Origin of the sequence: Mesorhizobium sp. M0106 (genome assembly GCF_040322715.1) — a bacterium.
Taxonomy (GTDB): Bacteria; Pseudomonadota; Alphaproteobacteria; order Rhizobiales; family Rhizobiaceae; genus Mesorhizobium.
Genome location: NZ_JAMYUA010000069.1, coordinates 1 through 19,990 on the forward strand (window position 1 = coordinate 1; position 19,990 = coordinate 19,990).

The following is a 19,990-nucleotide window of genomic DNA, read 5'->3' on the forward strand; positions in this document are numbered from 1 at the left end:
GTCTGATCAGACCAGATACCGTTCCCAATTCGAAGGCCATCCGTCGAAAGCGCCGGCGTCAACGTGCAGGGAAAATCGCGCTTACTTAGATGATGCCACCCAGGCCTAATTACGGGCCATCGACTTTACAGTTGGCGATAACGGTGAATACGCTCTCCCCCTGATTTGGGAGGGGCACAAGTGGTAGCAGCGAACGGCAACAGTGATCTCGTTTTTACGGCGGAACTGTTCAAGGCAGCTGACAAGTTGCGCGGCAATCTAGAACCGTCCGAGTACAAGCATGTCGCGCTCGGTCTGATCTTCTTAAAATACATTTCCGACGCCTTCGAGGGTCAGCATGCCAAGCTGAAGGCGGACGAGTACGCCGACGCGGAAGACCCCGAGGAGTATCTGGCTGAGAACGTTTTCTGGGTGCCGAAAGAGGCCCGTTGGTCGCACTTGCAGGCTAACGCCAAGCGCCCCGAGATAGGCAAGCTGGTCGATGAGGCGATGGAGGCCATCGAAAAGGTCCCGTCCAACGAGGGGTTGAAAGGCGTCCTGCCCAAGAACTATGCCCGTCCGACGCTGAACAAGACCATGCTCGGCGAGCTGATCGACCTGTTCTCCAACATAGGCATGCACGATAGCACCGACACGGCGAAAGACCTGTTGGGCCGCGTATACGAGTATTTCCTGTCAGGGTTTGCCAGTTCCGAGGGCAAGCGAGGCGGCGAGTTCTTCACGCCCCGTTCCGTCGTACGCACTCTGGTCGAAATGCTCGAACCCTACAAGGGGCGCGTCTATGATCCATGCTGCGGATCGGGCGGCATGTTTGTGCAGTCGGAAAAGTTCATTGAGGAGCACGGCGGGCGGCGTGATGCCATCGCGATCTACGGTCAAGAGATCAATCACACCACGTGGCGGCTGGCTAAGATGAACCTCGCGGTGCAGGGCATTGACGCGGACATCCGATGGAACAATGAGGGCAGCTTCCATCGAGACGAGTTCGCGGACCTCAAGGCTGATTTCGTCATGGCTAACCCGCCCTTCAATGTGTCGGACTGGGGTGGTGAGCGCCTGACAAACGATCAGCGCTGGAAGCACGGCGTCCCGCCAAGAGGGAACGCCAACTTCGGCTGGCTTCAACACATCCTCCACCATTTGGCCCCACGTGGAACAGCGGGTATCGTGCTCGCCAATGGTTCGATGTCGTCCAACCAATCTGGCGAGGGCGACATTCGCAAGGCCATGATCGAGGCGGATGTGGTGGACTGTATGGTCGCACTGCCGGGCCAACTGTTCTTCTCCACCCCAATCCCTGCCTGCCTCTGGATACTGGCGCGGAACAAGACCGCCAACGGTCATCGCGACCGGCGCGGAGAAATCCTGTTCATTGACGCTCGCAAGCTCGGCTTCATGGTGGATCGGATACGCAAGGAATTCAGTGCAGAGGACATCGATAAGATGGCTGGGTCCTACCACCGCTGGCGTGCCACGCCTGAGACGCGGGCGGCGAACGGCTGGGCCGACTACGCCGACGATCCGGGTTTCTGCAAGTCGGCCACCCTAGCAGAGGTTCGCGAGCATGGTCATGTGCTTGCGCCCGGTCGATATGTGGGTGCAGCAGAGGCAGAGATTGACGGTGTTTTGTTCGCCGAAAAGTTCGAGGAACTGCGCGAACAGCTACAGTCACAGTTTGCAGAGGGGCGCACGCTGGAGGAGCGGATCGAGCGAGTACTAGGGGACGTGACGCCATGAGCGGATGGACCTCTACAACTCTCGGCGACCTCATAGAGGTGAAACATGGCTTTGCGTTCAAAGGCGAGTATTTCCGAGACGCGCCGCCAGGAGACATCCTACTGACGCCGGGCAACTTCGCAGTTGGTGGCGGCTTCCAGTTTGGGAAGCTCAAGTTTTACGACGGCCCATCAGCCCCAGGCTACGTCCTTCGAGCTGGCGACCTCCTGGTGACGATGACGGATCTCAGCAAAGCGGGCGATACCCTTGGGTACCCTGCGATAGTTCCCCATGATGGGTCTGTTTATTTGCACAATCAGCGCCTTGGAAAAGTTGATTGTACCTCTGATCTTGCCAGCCGTGATTTCATCTACTGGCTGATGCGAACATCGAGCTACAGGGCAGAAGTGCTGGCAAGTTGCACGGGTTCAACCGTTAAGCACACGTCACCGAGCCGCATAAAGGCGTATAGGTTCCTGCTACCTCCACAGCCGGAACAAAAGCTCATCTGCGAAGTGCTCGGCGCACTTGACGCCAAGATCGAAGTGAACCGGCGGATGAATGAAACGCTGGAAACTATGGCGCAGGCGATCTTTCGCGACTGGTATGTCAACTTCGGCCCAACCCGCCGCAAGATCGACGGCGCAACCGATCCTGTCGATATCGTGGGCTGTCTCGTCACCGACCCTGACGAGGCGCAGGAACTGGCTAATCTGTTTCCGGAAGCGTTGGGTGATGATGGGCTGCCGTCGGGCTGGTCGACAAGTCCGCTTGCATCCATCCTGTCAGTACTGGAGACTGGGTCACGGCCAAAAGGCGGCGTCAAGGGCATCAATTTTGGAATACCTAGCATTGGCGCCGAGAGTATCGTTGGTATTGGAAAGTACGACTTTAGTAAGACGAAGTATGTTAGTGTAGAGTTTCATAAAGGCATGAAGCGGGGCTATGTGAGTGACCGTGATGTGCTTTTGTACAAAGATGGCGGGCGACCTGGAGAATTCGAACCCCATGTGAGCATGTTCGGGTCCGGATTTCCTTTTTCCGAGTTCTGCATAAACGAACACGTCTACAGGATCAGGGCGTGCCCACCGTTTACTCAAGAGTTTTTATATTTCATGCTTACGTCAGAAGCCCTTATGGATGAGATGCGAAATCGCGGGACCGGCGTTGCAACCCCCGGGCTGAATTCGACAGCCGTGAAGGCGCTACCGTTTGTCGATGCGGGCCATGAAATAGCTGCGGCCTTTGGCTCCTTGGTCCACCCCCTTGTGTCTCGAATACTCGCCAATGGAGCACAAAGTAGGACGCTCGCGGCTACCCGAGACCTCCTGCTCCCGAAGTTCATTTCCGGCGAGATCACCATCCGGGATGCCGAGCGCCGTCTGGAGGCAGCGCAGTGACATCCCAGGCGGAACGGGCGGCCGGATATTCGTTCACAGGCATTTCATACTGAAAGTTCTCCCATGAAAATTAGCAGTATTCTCGAAAAGATAGATGCAAATCAACTATTCATCCCTGCATTTCAACGCGAGTACGTTTGGAAAAAGAAGGATGCAAAGCTCCTTTTAAGTTCGATGATTAAGGGTTATCCCACCGGGACGATCCTGACTTGGGACACCAATCACCCACCCGAACTCAAGGGCGATCACGCCTATGATCCTAGGCAGGGCGCCATCAAGATCCTTCTCGATGGGCAGCAACGCGTCACGACCCTCTACATGTTGGTACAGGGCGAACTGCCCCCGTACTACACGCTCGACGAAGTCACCGACGATACGCGCGGCCTTCACGTCAATGTGGAGACTTTGGAGCTCGAGTATTTCCAGAAGCGTATGGCTACCGATCCGCGATGGCTGCACGTGACCGACATATTCAAGAAGAACATTCGCGCCAAGGAAGTGGTGCGAGCACTGGAGAAGGCCGGCCGAGTGTTGACGAAGGCAGAGGACGATCGGATCGACGATAACTTTGCCGCCGTACAGGGTATTCTCGACCGCGATTTCCCAGAGCAGAATATCCCAGTGAGGGCGTCGCTGCGGGAGGCGATCGATATATTCTACATCGTCAATGCGGGTGGAGTGGCGCTCACCGACGCCGAACTCGCGTTGGCGCAAATCTCAGGATACTGGCCGCAGGCACGCGAAGCATTCAAGGCGAAGCTGGAGGCACTCAAGAAAAACGGCTTCGTGTTCAGGCTGGATTTTGTCGTCTTCGCCCTGCTCGCCATTTTGCACCAAGGCGGCTCCGAGATGCGCAAGCTGCACTCGGAAGACAACAACGACGCGATCCGAGCGGCCTGGAAGGCGCTCGATGCCAAGGTCCTAGACTATGTTGCGAACCTGCTGCGCGACCACGCCTACGTAGACCACACAGATGAAATCAACTCAATCTACGCGTTGATACCAATCGTCGCCTATTGCTTCCAGCGTGACTGCAAACTGAGCCATACCGACATTCAGAAGGTGGTGAAGTGGTTCTACTATTCGCAGGTTCGTCGGCGCTACGTGAGCCAGCTTCCCCAGCGGCTGGACCATGACCTGAAGATCGTCGCCACTTCTGACATGCCGTTCGACCGACTGCTGGACGTGATCCGCGAGGAACGGGGTGGGGCGATTTCAATTGCGGCCGATGAGTTCGTGGGCAGCGCCATTCAGCATCCGCTGTTCGGCCTCGTGCGCTGGCACCTCAAAAGCAAGGGGGCGAAGTGCCTCACCACCGGCGTTTCCATTCATCGTCCGATGGGTGAGAAGTACAAACTAGAGTACGACCACATCTTTGCCTTCGCCAACCTCAAGGCCGAGGGGTATGGCATGGAGAACCGACTGAAGTACCAGTTGGCCCAGGAACTGACGAACCGGGCGTTGCTTACCCAAATCGCCAATCGGTCGAAAGGCAAGAAGGAGACCGAAGGGTACTTGACCTCAGTAATGAAGAACCAGCCGAAGGCGCTTTCCCTGCAACTGATCCCCGAGGACCAAGAACTCTGGCAAATCGAAAACTATGAACTCTTCCTCAAGACACGTCGCAAGATGTTGGCTGACAGCCTCAATGCGTGGCTTGAGGGCTTGGCCGATACGAATGCCGTTTCCGAAAGCATTAGCTTGGAGGATTTGATCGCCGAAGGTGAGAACGAAGACGTCGAGTTCAAGGAAACGCTTCGCTGGGACATCCGTCAAGGGAATATGAATAAGGACCTCGAAGGCGTCATAATGAAGACGATCGCCGCTTTCGCCAATTTGCAAGGCGGGACGCTAGTGATCGGCGTGGCTGACGATGGCTCTATTTCCGGCCTCGACAACGACTACAAGAGCATGGGCGGCGGTGATCGCGACAAGTTCGAACTGCACCTAAAAACTCTCGTCATCAATGCCTTCGGCGAGGCTTTTGGTGCGACGAAACTCAAGGTCTCCTTTCCGGAAATCGATGAGAAGGAAATTTGTCGGCTCGATGTCGCGCCGGCCAACAAGCCGATTTACCTGAAGATCGCAGACAAAGGTGGAGTGCCCATGGAGCGTTTCTACGTTCGAAACGGCAATTCCTCGCGCGAGATGACTGGCGAGCAGGCCCTCCTTTACATCAAGGAGCGTTTCGTCTGATGCCTCTGGGCGACGCGATGGACATCGTTTACCGGCAGGTCGAGACGGAGTACTCCCGATCCGGCTTTCGCGAGGACATTGTCGAGGAGGCCGCCATAGGCATATTCGAAGGGCTTGGCTACATCTACGCCCCTTCGAACAAGATCGCGCCTGACGGCTCCGCGCCAGAGCGTGACGCCTACTCGGACACGATCTTGACGATGCGACTAGCTGCCGCCGTCGAGCGTCTCAATCCTACCATTCCAGCTGATGCCCGATCCGCTGCCATAAAGCAGTTATTCATCACGGAAACGCCGTCGCTGGTTGAGGAGAACCGGCGTATCCATCGGCTACTTACGGAAGGTGTCGATGTTGAGTTCGTAGTGGCCGATGGGGAGATCAAGGGCGACAAGGTCTGGCTGATCGATTTCGATAGCGCCGACAACAACGACTGGCTGGTGACCAACCAATTTACCGCGGTTGAGGGCCGCCACAAGCGCCGTCCCGACGTTGTGGTGTTCGTCAATGGTCTGCCCCTCGCCATCATCGAGTTAAAGAACGCTGGTGCCGAAACCGCCGACATTGGCGCTGCCTTCAATCAGCTCCAGACGTATAAGGCGCAGGTGCCGTCACTGTTTCGGACGAACGCGGTCTTGATCGCATCGGATGGCGTTCTGGCCAGGATAGGGTCGCTTACCGCTGACGAGGAACGGTTCATGCCGTGGCGGACGGTGACGGGAGCTGATGACGATTTCACGCCCCACGGGCCCCGCGAGATGGCGACGCTGTTGCGCGGCGTGTTCGACCGCAAACGGTTCCTCGCCTTGCTGCATGACTTCGTCGTGTTCGGCGACAAGGGCGAAGGTCCGTTCAAGGTCATCGCCGGATACCACCAGTTCCATGGCGCAACGAAGGCGCTCACCAGCGCCATCGAGGCCGCGAAGCCTGACGGTGACCGCAAGATCGGCGTCATCTGGCATACGCAGGGTTCGGGCAAAAGTCTGTTGATGGCGTTCTTCGGTGGGTTGATCGTAAAGTCAAAGGCGCTGGAGAACCCGACGCTGGTTGTGTTGACCGATCGCAACGACCTTGACGATCAGCTGTTCGGGACGTTCAGCCTGTGCCGTGACCTGATCCGCCAGACGCCCGAGCAGGCAGACAGCCGCGACGAGCTTCGCCGTCTCCTCAATCGCGCTTCTGGTGGCGTCATCTTCACCACGGTTCAGAAGTTCTCGCCCGAGGCGGGGGAGGAGAGCTTCCCGGTGCTCACCGACCGCCGCAACGTCATTGTCATTGCCGATGAGGCGCATCGCAGTCAGTACGGCTTTGATGCCAAGCTCGACAAGACGACCGGCAAGCGCCGCTACGGCTACGCCCACTACATCCGGCAGGGGCTGCCCAATGCGTCGTTCATCGGTTTTACCGGGACGCCCATCGAAGCCGACGACGTGAACACGCCAGCGATCTTTGGCGAGTACATCGACATCTACGACATCAGCCGCGCCGTAGAGGACGGGGCGACCGTTCCGATCTTCTACGAGAGCCGATTGGCTCGTATTGAGTTGAACGAAGACGAGAAGCCACGCATCGATGCAGAGATCGAGGCGATCCTCGAAGACGACACGATGTCGGAGCAGGAAAAGCAGAAGGCCAAGTGGGCGACCGTCGAGCGGCTGGTGGGGTCGGACAAGCGCTTATCACAGATCGCAGCCGACATGGTCGAGCACCTAGAAGCACGCATCGCTGGTATGAACGGCAAGGCGATGGCAGTCTGCATGAGCCGCCGCATCTGCGTCGATCTCTATAAGCACATCATCGCTTTGCGACCGGATTGGCATTCCGATGACGATAGCAAGGGCGCGATCAAGATTGTGATGACCGGGTCGGCGTCCGATCCCCTCGACTGGCAACCGCACATCGGCAGCAAGAAGCGGCGCGATGCGCTTGCCAAGCGGGCGCGTGATCCCGAGGACGAACTCAAGCTGGTGATCGTGCGCGACATGTGGCTGACGGGCTTCGACGCGCCTTGCATGCACACTATGTACATTGACAAACCCATGCGTGGACACGGACTGATGCAGGCCATCGCTCGCGTCAATCGGGTGTTCAAGGATAAACCGGGCGGGCTGATTGTTGATTACATCGGCATCGCCCAGAACCTCAAGAATGCCCTCGGGCAATACACGGCATCCGATCAGGAGAAGACTGGTATTGACGAGGAGCAGGCCGTCGCCGTCCTCATGGAGAAGTATGAGGTTGTGCGCGGGATGTATCACGGCCACGACTACCGTCTTGGCATCGTCGGCCAGCCTCAGCAGCGTCTCGTCTCCCTTGCCGATGCAATCAACTGGATATTGGCGTGGCAGCAGCGGGAGGCAGCCAAAGTCTCCGGTACGGAGGAAAAGAAGAAGGCACACCGACGGTATCAGGGCGCCATTCTAGAGCTGAGCAAGGCATATGCACTGGCATCTGCCAGTGATGAAGCTCGGCAGATACGTGACGAGGTAGGTTTCTTCCAAGCAGTGCGGGCGGCATTGGCTAAGACCACGGCGAAGGGAAAGATGTCCGACCGGGCCAGAACCTTCGCCGTCGAGCAACTGCTCAATCAGGCGGTCGCCAACGCCGAAATCGTGGACATCCTCAAGGCTGCGGGCATCCAGACCCCGGACCTCTCGATCCTATCCGAGGAGTTCCTCGCTGAAATTCAGCAGATGGATAGGAAAAACCTTGCGCTGGAGGCGTTGAAGAAGCTCCTCAACGGCGAGATCAGCAGCCGCTCGCGGTCTAACGTAGTAGAGACCAAGTCGTTCTCACGACGTCTGGAAGAGGCCGTTGCTCGCTATCATGCAGGAGCCATCTCGACCGTTGAAATGATCCAAGAATTGATCGCCCTGGCGAAGGACATAAAGGCATCGGCTGACCGTGGCGAGGAGCATGGCCTCTCACCAGAGGAGTTGGCCTTCTATGACGCTCTGGCTGAGAACGAGAGCGCCATCGAGGCCATGGGCAGTGAGAAGCTGCGAGTGATCGCTCACGATTTGGTCGAGCAGATGCGGGGTTCCGCGACTGTGGACTGGCACCACAAAGCGACTGCCCGTGCTCGCATGCGCGTTCTCGTAAAGCGCATTCTTAAGAAGTACGGATATCCGCCCGATTTGGAGCAGGAGGCTGTACAGACCGTGCTGGCGCAAGCGGAGGTGATGCTACGGGAGGTGGCATCCAGTCACGGAAGCTATTGAAGCCGGCTCTCATTGTGGTGCAAAGCGGTTGGATACCTTCCACACGTGGGTTCTACACAACGCTTGACGAATAGCCGAAAATAACCAACAAATACAATTGCAAAAGGCGAAACCAGCCGAGTTCAATCCTCTCTCGCAGCACCAGTCTATCCGCACCATGCAGAGCTATGGCCATCGCCGCGCATGACCGACTGAGCAAATAGAGGCTATCAGGGCAGATCGCGACGCATACTGGCTGAATGATACGGAGCCGAGCTGCCCTTGTGCCCGGCTCCGGCTTTGACGGGAACCTATGCAGCGTCGCCTGTTAGTTGCCGACGTCGCCGCTCCGGAGCCGCTTCACGCACAAAGCGCGAAGGACCAGAGCGGCATCGGCGTAAGTGATCGCCTTTTCGCCGCCGAACACCAGTGTATTGCCGACAACCTCTAGGACATCGCCCTCGATGCGCCAAGGAAGAATATCGGTGCAGGTCCGCATGCGGCCGAAGACCGAACTGATCGGCACCATATGGTTCTCAAACTCCACGTGCGGCTCGTCCGTTCCCGGAGTCCAGGTCTGGTAGGCTTCCAAGGCATCGTCGAAGGCTCCGTGCAAATGAATCGGAGCATGGCCCTCATGCAGTGCGGGTAAAAGGCGTGTGATCATCGGTCTCCTCCTGGATCGCGACAGCCAGCCAATGCTGCCAGGTAACCCCCCGCATTTCGATGATAGGTCTATGGCCGGATGCGACGGTGCCTACCAATAGCCGCAAGTGCCGATGCCCCAATAGAAAGCTTCATCCCGTCCTGAGCGGCGAAATTTCGCCTCGGAGTCAGAAGCGTCGTCCGCCTGCGCCTAGTCCGGCGCATAACGTGAAAGCTCCATGGGCGGGAAAAGGGCGCCGATCACGATCCTGATACAGCCCGGAACGGCTTCCAGAAATGTCTGCGTCATCGTCATCTCCTGATCCTGCGAACATGGACGGCGAAAAGTCAGGCACTTGAAGAGCGCAGTATGACCGGCTTCTTAGCAAATGTCTATCAAACTTGTAGACATTGCCTTGTAAGGAGCGAGCCTCAGACGAAATGCCATGCGAGCTTGCCTGTGACTACGGTGGATGCCTGATCGCCAAGCTTCCTGCTATCCACGCCTCGAACGGCCGCAGCTCCCGGTCTCTTGGCACTTTGCGACGGGGATCAGCTCCATCGTGCCTTCCTCGCGAGCGCGACGGATCTTCAGAATGATGATCCGTCTTCATGAACCTTGGTCGAGCCGCCAACATGCGATCAGGTGCTCGTCGCCAGCTTGGCTGAGGGGCGGTTCGGCTTTCCTGCAATCGGCAACAGCGATCGAGCAACGGCCGGCGAAGGCGCATCCCTGGTTCGGGCCCGCCGCGATGTCGGCCTGAGAGATGATCTTCGGCGCTGCATCGTCTGAAGACGCCGCCAGCAGCAGTTTCGTATAGGGATGATTGGGCCCGTGAAAAATCTGGTCGGATGAGCCGGTTTCGACCAGGCGGCCGCGGTACAGCACGCCGATCCTGTCGGCCATGTAGCGCACGACCCTGAGATCGTGGCTGATGAACAGATAGGTCGTGTCCTTGTCGCGCTGCAGGTCGTTGAGCAGGTTGAGAACGATTGCCTGGACGGAAACGTCGAGCGCCGAAGTGGGTTCGTCGAGCACCACGACCTTCGGCACGCCGGCGAAGGCCCGTGCGATGGCCGCCCGTTGCCGCTGGCCGCCGGATAGTGATCGCGACTTCTGCTCGGCTGTGGCGCCGGCAAGGCGAACCGATTGCAGCAAATCGCTGATGCGGGCATTTATCTCACTGCTGCGCAGGCCGGCGAGCCGGCGTAGCGGGCGGCCGAGGATCCTGCCGATCCGCTGACGCGGGTTGAGCGTGCGATCCGGCGACTGGAAAACCATCTGCACATCGCGGCGTTCGCCAAGACTTCTCTTCTCGACGCGCGGTGCGACCGTCCTGCCGAACAGTTCGACCGATCCGGCGTCTGGCATCTGTAGGCCGGTGACGATCCTTGCCAGGGTCGACTTGCCGGAACCGGACTCGCCGATCAGCCCGAAGGTCTCGCCGTGGCCGATATCGAGATCGACATTGCTGAGCACCGGTTGGCTGCCGAAGGCATGGCTGATACCTTTACAGGCGATCGCGATTCGGCGTTCTTTGCGCTCGCCGGCATCTTCATTCTGGACGGCCGAGTGCGATGGCAGGCCGTCCGTCTCCGCCAGTCTTCCATTCCGCTTCGTGTAGTTGAGCGCCGGGATCGAGGCGATCAGCGCCTTCGTATAGGCGTGAGAGGGGTTGTCGAAGACATCGCCGGCGGCGCCGCTTTCGACCACGGTTCCCGACTGCATCACCGCCACCCGGTCGCAGGAGCGGCGGATCATGTTGATGTCGTGGCTGATCAGCAGAATGCTGGTCTTGTGGTCCTTGCGCAGGCCGGAGAGGATGGCGATGATCTCGGACTGAACGCTGGCGTCGAGCGCCGTCGTCGGCTCGTCCAGCACCAGCAGCGACGGGTCGAGCGCAATCGCGATGGCGATGTTGGCGCGCTGCTGCATGCCGCCGGAGAGTTCGTGTGGATAGAGCCCCAGCACCCGCTCCGGATGGCTCACCCGAACGCGCCCGAGCAGTTCGCAAGCCCGCTCGCGCGCCTCGTCATGGCGCACCGGGCGATGCCGCATGATCGTCTCGGTGATCTGGCGGCCGATCGTCATGCTTGGGTTGAGGGCCGCGCCCGGGTGCTGGTAGACGGCGGCGATGTAATTTCCCCTGAGTTGGCGCAACTGCTCGGCGGAGAGGTCGCGGATTTCGCGGCCCTGGAACTCCAGCGCTGACGCCGCGATGCGGGCATTCTTCGGCAGATAGCGCAGGATGGCGAGCGCCACCGAGCTTTTCCCCGATCCAGACTCGCCGACAAGGCCGAGTGCTTCGCCTTCGCCTATGCGCAGGGAGACGCCACTGACGGCGGGATGCGATCCATTGCGCCCTTCATAGGCGATGGAAAGCTGGTCGACGTTCAGAACCGAGGAGGACATTGGGAGCTTGAAACCACTTTCTTCCAGCGTCGCGATCGAGGGCAATCGCTTCCACTTTCGCAACGCATTATATCTATAAAGTTACTAGAATTAGGACGGAGCGCAATCTAACTTTCATGGCTCAAGAGCGATTGTCGCCGCTTGCCGAAGCAGTGCGACAATCTCCGGAGCAGATTTGGCTCCAGAGCAGATCTGGAAGGAGACCGGCATGGCTCGAGACCACATGATCCTCAGCGCATTTTTCTTCAACCCGCAGGGCGATCATCGGATGTCGTGGCGCCATCCGCGGGCGCCGGGCCGGGAGGTGCTGGACTTCGAGTTCTACCGTGATCTCGTGCAAGCGGCCGAGCGGGCCAGGATCGACACCATCTTCGTCGCCGACCACGTTTCGATCTGGGATTCGGTCAAGAGCGGTGTCGCCCACTACGCCAATGCCCGCCTTGAGCCATTGACGCTGCTGTCGGCACTGGCCGGCGTGACCAAACACATCGGCCTGATCACCACGGTGTCGAGCTCGTACAGCGAGCCCTACAATGTTGCGCGCATGTTCGCCTCGCTTGACCATATCAGCAAGGGCAGGTCGTCGTGGAACGTCGTCACATCGGCCATGGACGAGGAGGCGCGCAATTTCGGCCGCGACGGCAACATCGAACATGCGTTCCGCTATGAGCGCGCGGCCGAATTCCTCGATATCGTCAAGGCGCTTTGGGACAGCTGGGAAGACGAGGCGCTGCTGATCGACAAGGAGACGGGCTATTTCGCCGATCCCGACAAGGTCCACCCCATCGATCACAAGGGCAAGCACTTCAAGGTGCGCGGACCCCTCAACGTCTCGCGGCCGCCGCAGGGCCACCCGCTGATCGTCCAGGCAGGCTCGTCCGAGGACGGCAAGAACTTCGCCGCCGCCCAGGCCGATGCGCACTTCGCCATCTACAGCACCAAGGAGGATGGAATCAAATATCGCCAGGATATCAACGAGCGGCTTGCCCGCCACGGCAGGCGGCCGGAGAGCTTTAAGATCCTGCCGGGGATCCTGCCGATCGTCGCCGCCTCCGAGGCGGAGGGCCGGGAACGGCAGGAATACCTGCAGACGCTGCTTCCCGATCAGGTCGGCATCGACCTTCTGTCAAGCTGGAGCGGGTTGGATCTCTCAGTCTATCCGCCAGACGGGCCGCTGCCGCCGCTACCGGACGAGAGCACGTTCAATGGCGGACGGACATCGCTCAACCGGGTCAAGGAATGGTCGAAGCAGAATCTCAGCCTACGCGACATCGCCCGCAAGCTCGCCAACAGCGGTTCGGTCCCGACTGTCGTGGGCACGCCCAAACAGATCGCCGACCAGTTGCAGGACTGGTTCGTTTCAGGCGCCGCCGACGGCTTCAACCTGATGTTCCCGCTGTTGCCCGAGGACTGGGTGAATTTCGCCGAGCAGGTGGTGCCGGAGCTGCAGCGCCGCGGCGCGTTCCCGACCGAATACGCGCCAGGAACGCTGCGCGACCGCTTCGGTCTGGCGCGGCCGGCAAACCGCTTCGCCGAGCAGCGCGACAACGCACGCGCCGTGTCCTGACATCCGCTTCGGAGCAACGATCATGACAGCAGCACCCAGACTTCAGCCGCGCGAAGCCACGGCCCCGCATCTCGTCAATGTCCTGCACAGTCCCAAGCGCGTCCGCGTCAAATTCGGCGGCCGCACGATCGCCGACAGCCGCAACGTGCTCGTGCTGCGCTCCAACCATTTCCTGCCGATCTATTTCTTCCCGCCGTCAGCGGTAGACCCGTCGGTGCTGAAGCCCTCGCTGCATCGCGAACCGCATCCAGTCGGTGGCGAGACGGCCTATTGGGATATCGACAGCGGCGACAGGCGCAGTGCCAACGCGGCGTGGGCGTTCATCTCGCCGCCGGACGAATCGCTGGCGTCCCTGGCTGGCCGGATCGCCTTCACCTGGAAGGCCGTCGACCAATGGTTCGAGGAGGACGAAGAGGTCTTCGTCCATGCGCGAGACCCTTATGCGCGCATTGATGTGCTGCAAAGCACGAGCCATGTGCAGGTCTGGTTCGACGGCGAGCCGATCGCCGACAGTCACCGCCCGGTGCTTTTGTTCGAGACCCATCTGCCGACGCGTTTCTATCTACCGGCGGAAGACATCCGGCTGGAGCGGCTGACGGCGTCCGTTACAACGACGCGATGTCCCTACAAGGGCATTGCCTCCTACTGGTCGGGGCTGCTGAGCGACGGAACGGTGCGCCCGGACATCGCCTGGAGCTACCGGGATCCAATCGTCGAAATGCCGAAGATCAAAGGCCTCATCGCCTTCTATCCGCAGGCCGTTGACCGCATCCATCTCGACGGCGAACCCGTCGCATAGGTTTTTAATTTTCATTTCAAAGCAGGGTTTAACATGACCAAACGCAGGGATATCGACGCACTTCGCAGCCTGTCGGGGGACATCTGGAATGTCGCCGTCGACGAATATCAGGGCGGCTTTCTCAAGCGCCGCGATCTCCTGAAATACGCCGCACTGCTCGGCCTGACAGGCTTTGCCACCTCGCAGGGGTTCGGAGCCGCGCGCGCCGCGGCCGCCGCCGGCGGTACGGTCCGTGTCGGGCTCGGTCAGCCGACCAAGGCGATCGATCCGGTTTCGGTGACCGATCCGGCCAGCATCGGGGTGATCAGCCAGGTCGGCGAATATCTGATCCTCGACGATCCGAAGGACGGTCTCCAGCCGAAGCTCGCTTTGTCCTGGGAGGCCGACGAGACAGCCAGCCGCTGGACCTTCAAATTGCGGCAAGGAGTGAAATTCCACGATGGCCGCGCCGTCACCGCCAAGGACGTGGTGGCGAGCTTCGAGCGGCTGGTCGATCCCGCCAGCGGCTCGTCGGCGCTCTCAGCCTACAAGGGCATCTTGTCCAAGGGTGGCGCCAAACTGGTCGACGAGCAGACAGTCGCCTTCGATCTCGACGGTCCCAACAGCAACTTTCCCTTCTATGTCTCCTCCGACGTCTACAATGCCGTCATCCTGCCGGCCGACTATGCCGGCGATTTCGAGAAGACTTTCAACGGCACCGGCCCGTTCAAGCTCGAATCCTTCCGTCCCAAGCAAGGCGCGAGCTTCGTGCGCAATGACGATTACTGGGGCGACAAGGCGCTGCCCGACCGCGTCGAGATCAAGTTCTTCGACGACGAGCAGGCGCAGGTGCTGGCGCTGCAGGCCGGCCAGCTCGACGTCATCCCCAGCACGACGCGGTTGGAACTGGCGATCGAGGGCAACCCCAACTTCAAGCTGCTCAGCGTGCAGGCAAGCTCGCATGACCAGGTGCACCTCAGAACCGACCAGGCGCCGTTCACCGACAAGCGCATCCGCCGCGCGCTGGCACTCACCATCGACCGCGAGGCGGTGGTCAAGGGCCTGCTGAAGGGCCGCGCCATCATCGGCAACGACACCCCGTTCGCGCCGATCTTCCCTTCGGCCGATCCGGTGCCGCAGCGCAAGCAGGATATCACGGAGGCCAAGCGGCTGCTTGGCGAGGCCGGCGTGCCGAACGGCTTCGAGGTGACGCTGACCACCGAACGCGCCTATGACATTCCCGACTATGCGGTGATCATCCAGAACTTCGCCAAAAAGGTCGGCATCGATGTCAAGCTCAATGTCCTGCCGCAGGACGCCTATTACGGCTCGGCGACCTTCGGCAGCTCGCCCTGGCTGGATTCGGTTCTCGGCATCACCGACTACGGCCATCGCGGCACGCCCGACATCTTCCTCAACGCCACGCTGAAGAGTACGGGAGCCTGGAACGCGGCGCATTTCAACAACCCCGGCTATGATGCGCTGCTGCTCGACTACTCGAAGGCGCGTGACCTCAATGCCCAGCGCCTTGCTGCCGGCAAGATCCAGACGCTTTTGCTTGACGAGACGCCGGCGATCATCAGCTACTTCTCGCAATACAGCCGGATTGTCAGCTCGAAGGTCGAAGGCGTGCGCTTCACCGCAATCTCGCATCTGCTGCTCGATCGCGTTTCCTTCGTCCAGGCATGATCGCGACATGCTGACCGGCCGCATTCTGTCAGCGCGTGTGGGCACACTTGTCCTCACGCTCTGGCTTGTCAGTGTCCTGGTTTTCTTCGCCGGGCAGGTTTTGCCCGGCGATGTCGGCCGCGTGATGCTCGGGCCGTTTGCCGACGCGCAGGCGGTGGCGGAGCTGAACAAGCGGCTGGGCGCCGACCAGCCAGTTCTCGTCCAGTATTGGCTCTGGTTCAGCAAGGCGGTGTCAGGCGATTTCGGCACCTCGCTTTCGATGCGCGCGCCGGTGGCCCCGTTCGTTCTGGAGAGCCTGAAGCGCTCCGCATCCCTTGCCGGCATTATTTTGGTCTTTCTCATTCCGCTCGGGGTTGGCGGCGGTGTCATCGCCGGTCTCAACGCCGGGCGCCTCATCGACCGGCTGATCGTGATGGCGGGCGTCTCCTTCGGCATCGTGCCGGATTTTGTGTCCGGCCTGATGCTGCTCATCGTTTTCGGCCTGTGGCTGAACTGGTTCCCGATCTCAGGCGTTGCGCCGGATGGCGCGGGCTTCTGGACGCAAGGCTATTATCTGATCCTGCCGGCGCTGCCGCTGGTGCTCAATCTTGCCGGCTACATCGCCCGGATGACGCGGGCCGGCGTGATCGAGGCGATGGCCGCCGACTACACACGCACCGCCGTCCTGAAAGGGCTTGAGCGGCGCGAGATCATCCTTCGGCACGTGCTGCGCAATGCGCTGACCCCGACCATCGCGGTGCTGGCGACGCAGACCGGATACATGCTTGGCGGGCTGGTTGTGATCGAAGCGCTGTTCGGCATCCAGGGACTTGGCAATCTGGTTCTGAACGCGGCCAAGGCGCGAGATTTCCCGATGCTTGAAGCGGGGGTGCTGGTGATGGCGGCAATCTTTGTTCTTTCGGCGGCGGCGGGCGACTTCGTGCTGGCCTTGCTCGATCCGCGGCAACGCCGTCGGACCTCGCCATGACGGATCTGACGGAGTTTCCCGCATCACGGCGCGCCGTGGCCGGTTTTCCGGCGGTGCGCAGGATCGGCAGTGCCTTCTCCGGACTGCCCCCATCGGTCGTGATCGGAACGCTGCTGCTACTGTTCTGGGTCGTATGCGCGGTAGCAGGCAATCTTTTCGTTCCGTATAATCCCTATGCCGAGGATTTTCTGGCGATGCTGACGCCGCCCGATGCCTCGCATTGGTTCGGGACCGATCAGCTCGGCCGCGACGTGCTGTCCCGCATTATCGTCGGATCGCGCGATATCCTGCTGGTCGCGCCGCTGGCGACGCTGGTCGGCGTTGCCGCCGGCAGCATCATCGGTCTGGTGCTTGGCTATTTCGATGGTCTCACCGATGCCATCGGCGCGCGGCTGCTCGATACACTGATGGCGTTTCCATTCATCGTTCTCGTCACCATGACGCTGGTGGCGATCGGGCCGTCGAACCTGACCGTCGTCCTGGTGATCGGCATCGCCTATGCGCCGCTGGTGGCGCGCACCGTCCGCGCCGCCGTGCGCGAGCAGAAGGAGCGCGACTATGTCAGCGCCGCCCGGCTTGGCGGCGAAGGCGCGCTCCCCATCATGTTCCTGGAGATTTTGCCCAACATCAGGGAGACGATCCTCATCGAGCTCGTCACTCGGCTGGGCTACGCGTTCTTTTCGATCGCGACGCTGAGTTTTCTCGGCCTCGGCATCCAGCCGCCTTCCGCCGATTGGGGACTGGCCGTCGCCGACGGCTACGGCTTCCTGACCGGCGGTAAATGGTGGGTCGTCGTTTTCAATTCCGGCGCGATCGTTTCACTGGTCATGGCAACGAACCTAATTGCCCAAGGCTTAGGCGCGTTTGAAAATGGTGATGGATGAATGCGAAGCCGTATTGATGGCCTGAGCTTCGGTCTGCTCGCTATACGGACATTGCTACGTCCATTAGCAGAACGGCATTTTTCTCCGCGAGGCCGAAAAATCGGAACGTAGTTCCTTATCTCTATAGATTTTATCGAATATCGTCTGCCCCGGTTTGGAAATGACCCGATGCGCATGCAGGGTCCGGGAGATTGACGAGTTGGGAAGGCTATCGGTTCTCGGAATATCCGGCGGCGTAAGCACACCATCGCGCACTACCGCGGTGGTCAACGCGCTGGTCAAGGCAGTCGCCTTGCGCGTCCCGGCAGACACCGGCCTGATCGAAATCACCGAGGCGGCGCCTTCGATTTTCGCCGGGCTGTCTCGTCGTGCGCTCGGCGCGTCTGGCGAAGCGATCATCCAGCGTGTCGAGAAGGCCGACCTGCTCGTGGTCGGAACGCCGGTCTATCGGGCGTCCTACACCGGCGCTCTCAAGCACCTGTTCGACCTCGTCGATCATCGTGCACTGACGGGCAAGACCGTGCTTCTCGCGGCAACCGGCGGAAGTCCATACCATGGCCTGGTTCTCGAACATCAGCTCCGGCCATTGTTCGGTTTTTTCGGGGCCGTCACGGTCCCGACCGGCGTCTACGGCGCGCCCGACGATTTCGTCGATGCCAAGATCGTCGGCGCGGCGATTATCGAGCGCATCTCACGGGCCGCTACCGAAGCGATTTCCTTGCTTAATTCCAGTGATGCAAACACTGCCGTCGCCACGCGCGTCGGTTGAAGCCAATCAAAAGGGGAAACGAACGAAATGACCTCGAATTCCGACAACGTGAAATTCGCCTACTGGGTCCCGAACGTCTCGGGCGGCCTGGTCATCTCCAACATCGAGCAGCGGACCGGCTGGGACATCGACTATAACCGCAAGCTCGCCCAGATCGCCGAGGCCAACGGCTTCGACTACGCGCTGAGCCAAATACGCTTCACGGCCGGCTATGGCGCCGACAACCAGCACGAATCGGTATCGTTCAGCCATGCCTTGCTTGCGGCGACCACAACGCTGAAAGTCATCGCGGCGATCCTGCCCGGCCCATGGAATCCAGCGCTGGCGGCCAAGCAGATAGCCACCATCAACCACCTGACCAATGGCCGTGTCGCCGTCAATGTCGTCAGCGGCTGGTTCCGCGGTGAGTTCGCCGCCATCGGCGAGCTGTGGCTCGACCATGACGAGCGCTATCGCCGTTCGGAGGAATTCATCCGTGCGCTGCGCGGCATCTGGACCGAGGACAATTTCACTCTGAAGGGCGACTTCTATCGCTTTACCAACTACTCGATGAAGCCGAAGCCGATCGATCCGCAGCCGGAGATCTTCCAGGGCGGCTCATCACGCGCGGCGCGCGACATGGCTGCGCGGGTTTCCGACTGGTATTTCACCAACGGCAACACGCCGGAAGAGATCAAGAAGCAGGTTGACGACATCAAGACCAAGGCGAAGGCCAATGGCCACAAGGTCAAGATCGGCGTCAACGCCTTTGCCATCGCTCGCGAAACCGAGGCAGAAGCGCGCACCGTGCTCGACGAGATCATCGCCAAGGCCAATCCGGAGGCGGTGCAGGGTTTCGCCGATCAGGTCAAGAATGCCGGCAAGGCGTCGCCGGAAGGCGAGGGTAACTGGGCGAAATCCTCGTTCGAGGATCTTGTCCAATACAATGACGGCTTCCGCAGCAATCTCATCGGCACGCCGGAACAGATTGCCGAACGCATCCTCAAGCTGAAGGATGCCGGCGCGGATCTGATACTGCTCGGCTTCCTGCATTTCCAGGAAGAGGTGGAGTTCTTCGGCAAGCGCGTCATCCCTCTGGTGCGCGAACTGGAAGCGGCGCGCGACAGGGAGCTCGTCGCCGCGGAATAGGACACGCGCGGCCTCCAGGCCGCCGCCCGCACGCCTTTAAAATCAGGGACGTTTCATGATTGGTGCTTCGCTGGGAGCCGCCGCATACGAGCGCGCGCCCGAAATTTCCGGCATTCTTGCTGGTGCTGGTCCCGTCGAGGACACGCGCCCGGCGCGCCTGTCGGCAAAGGCTGATGCGATCCTGGCGCTGGGCGGGATCAGCATTTCCTTTGGTGGCGTCACGGCACTGCGGGATGTCGACCTCGAGGTCAAAAGCCGCGAGATTCGCGCTGTGATCGGTCCCAATGGCGCCGGCAAATCCTCGCTGATCAACATCATCAGCGGCCTCTATCACGCCGATCAGGGCAAGATCGCGATCGATAGCCAGTCCTTCTCCCGGGTGTCGGCAAGCCGTCTGGCACGGCTCGGCGTCGCGCGCACCTTCCAGAACCTGGCACTGTTCGGTGGGCTTTCAGTGCGCGACAACATCGCGTCGGGCCGCGTCCACACCCGGCGCGCCAGCTTCGTCGAACATATCGCCGGTCTACCGCGCGCCCGGCGCGAAGATGCCGCGATCGCTGAAAAGGTCGACCAGACAATCGCCTTCCTGCATCTCGAGGCCGTCGCCGATCGCCTGGTCGCAACGCTGCCCTACGGCCTGC

Annotated in this window: 14 protein-coding genes; 12 read left to right on the top strand and 2 right to left on the bottom strand. The window is 60.2% G+C overall.

Features of this window, described 5'->3' with window-relative positions:
* Window positions 1–180: 180 nt before the first annotated feature.
* From NKJ55_RS33180 to NKJ55_RS33195, 4 genes are all read left to right on the top strand, one after another.
* The gene (locus NKJ55_RS33180; protein ID WP_352453570.1) at window positions 181–1,737 is read left to right on the top strand and encodes a class I SAM-dependent DNA methyltransferase; all 1,557 of its coding nucleotides are present in this window, start codon (window positions 181–183) and stop codon (window positions 1,735–1,737) included.
* Complete coding sequence (locus tag NKJ55_RS33185; RefSeq protein WP_352453571.1) at window positions 1,734–3,116, top strand: restriction endonuclease subunit S; 1,383 nt, start codon at window positions 1,734–1,736, stop codon at window positions 3,114–3,116. The genes NKJ55_RS33180 and NKJ55_RS33185 overlap by 4 nt, the downstream gene beginning before the upstream one ends.
* Window positions 3,117–3,179: 63 nt before the next feature.
* Window positions 3,180–5,312, top strand: coding sequence for a GmrSD restriction endonuclease domain-containing protein (locus tag NKJ55_RS33190; protein ID WP_352453572.1), 2,133 nt, complete (start codon window positions 3,180–3,182; stop codon window positions 5,310–5,312).
* Window positions 5,312–8,530, top strand: coding sequence for a type I restriction endonuclease subunit R (locus tag NKJ55_RS33195; RefSeq protein ID WP_352453573.1), 3,219 nt, complete (start codon window positions 5,312–5,314; stop codon window positions 8,528–8,530). Before NKJ55_RS33190 ends, NKJ55_RS33195 begins: the two co-directional genes overlap by 1 nt.
* A gap of 307 nt (window positions 8,531–8,837) precedes the next feature.
* On the opposite strand, the gene NKJ55_RS33200 is transcribed toward NKJ55_RS33195, so the two are convergent.
* The gene (locus NKJ55_RS33200) at window positions 8,838–9,176 is read right to left on the bottom strand and encodes a BRA0787 family protein (RefSeq protein ID WP_352453574.1); all 339 of its coding nucleotides are present in this window, start codon (window positions 9,174–9,176) and stop codon (window positions 8,838–8,840) included.
* Between the two features lie 588 nt (window positions 9,177–9,764).
* Window positions 9,765–11,567, bottom strand: a complete 1,803-nt coding sequence (locus NKJ55_RS33205) for a dipeptide ABC transporter ATP-binding protein (RefSeq protein ID WP_352453575.1) — start codon at window positions 11,565–11,567, stop codon at window positions 9,765–9,767.
* 208 nt (window positions 11,568–11,775) lie between these two features.
* On the opposite strand from NKJ55_RS33205, the gene NKJ55_RS33210 reads away from it, so the two are divergent.
* The 8 genes from NKJ55_RS33210 to NKJ55_RS33245 all read left to right on the top strand — a co-directional run.
* Window positions 11,776–13,134, top strand: coding sequence for an LLM class flavin-dependent oxidoreductase (locus tag NKJ55_RS33210; RefSeq protein ID WP_352453576.1), 1,359 nt, complete (start codon window positions 11,776–11,778; stop codon window positions 13,132–13,134).
* 22 nt (window positions 13,135–13,156) lie between these two features.
* The gene (locus tag NKJ55_RS33215) at window positions 13,157–13,933 is read left to right on the top strand and encodes a DUF427 domain-containing protein (RefSeq protein ID WP_352453577.1); all 777 of its coding nucleotides are present in this window, start codon (window positions 13,157–13,159) and stop codon (window positions 13,931–13,933) included.
* A gap of 33 nt (window positions 13,934–13,966) precedes the next feature.
* A complete protein-coding gene (locus NKJ55_RS33220; RefSeq protein WP_352453578.1) occupies window positions 13,967–15,601 on the top strand; it encodes an ABC transporter substrate-binding protein in 1,635 nt (544 codons plus the stop codon).
* A 7-nt stretch (window positions 15,602–15,608) separates the two neighbouring features.
* Entirely contained in the window at window positions 15,609–16,568 is a 960-nt protein-coding gene (locus NKJ55_RS33225) for an ABC transporter permease (protein ID WP_352453579.1), read from the top strand.
* Complete coding sequence (locus tag NKJ55_RS33230; protein WP_352453580.1) at window positions 16,565–17,452, top strand: ABC transporter permease; 888 nt, start codon at window positions 16,565–16,567, stop codon at window positions 17,450–17,452. Before NKJ55_RS33225 ends, NKJ55_RS33230 begins: the two co-directional genes overlap by 4 nt.
* Before the next feature lie 199 nt (window positions 17,453–17,651).
* Window positions 17,652–18,221, top strand: a complete 570-nt coding sequence (msuE, locus tag NKJ55_RS33235) for an FMN reductase (protein ID WP_352453581.1) — start codon at window positions 17,652–17,654, stop codon at window positions 18,219–18,221.
* Between the two features lie 27 nt (window positions 18,222–18,248).
* Window positions 18,249–19,349, top strand: a complete 1,101-nt coding sequence (sfnG, locus tag NKJ55_RS33240; protein WP_023722893.1) for a dimethylsulfone monooxygenase SfnG — start codon at window positions 18,249–18,251, stop codon at window positions 19,347–19,349.
* Between the two features lie 55 nt (window positions 19,350–19,404).
* A partial coding sequence (locus NKJ55_RS33245) for an ATP-binding cassette domain-containing protein (RefSeq protein ID WP_352453582.1) occupies window positions 19,405–19,990 on the top strand: 586 nt, incomplete at its 3' end.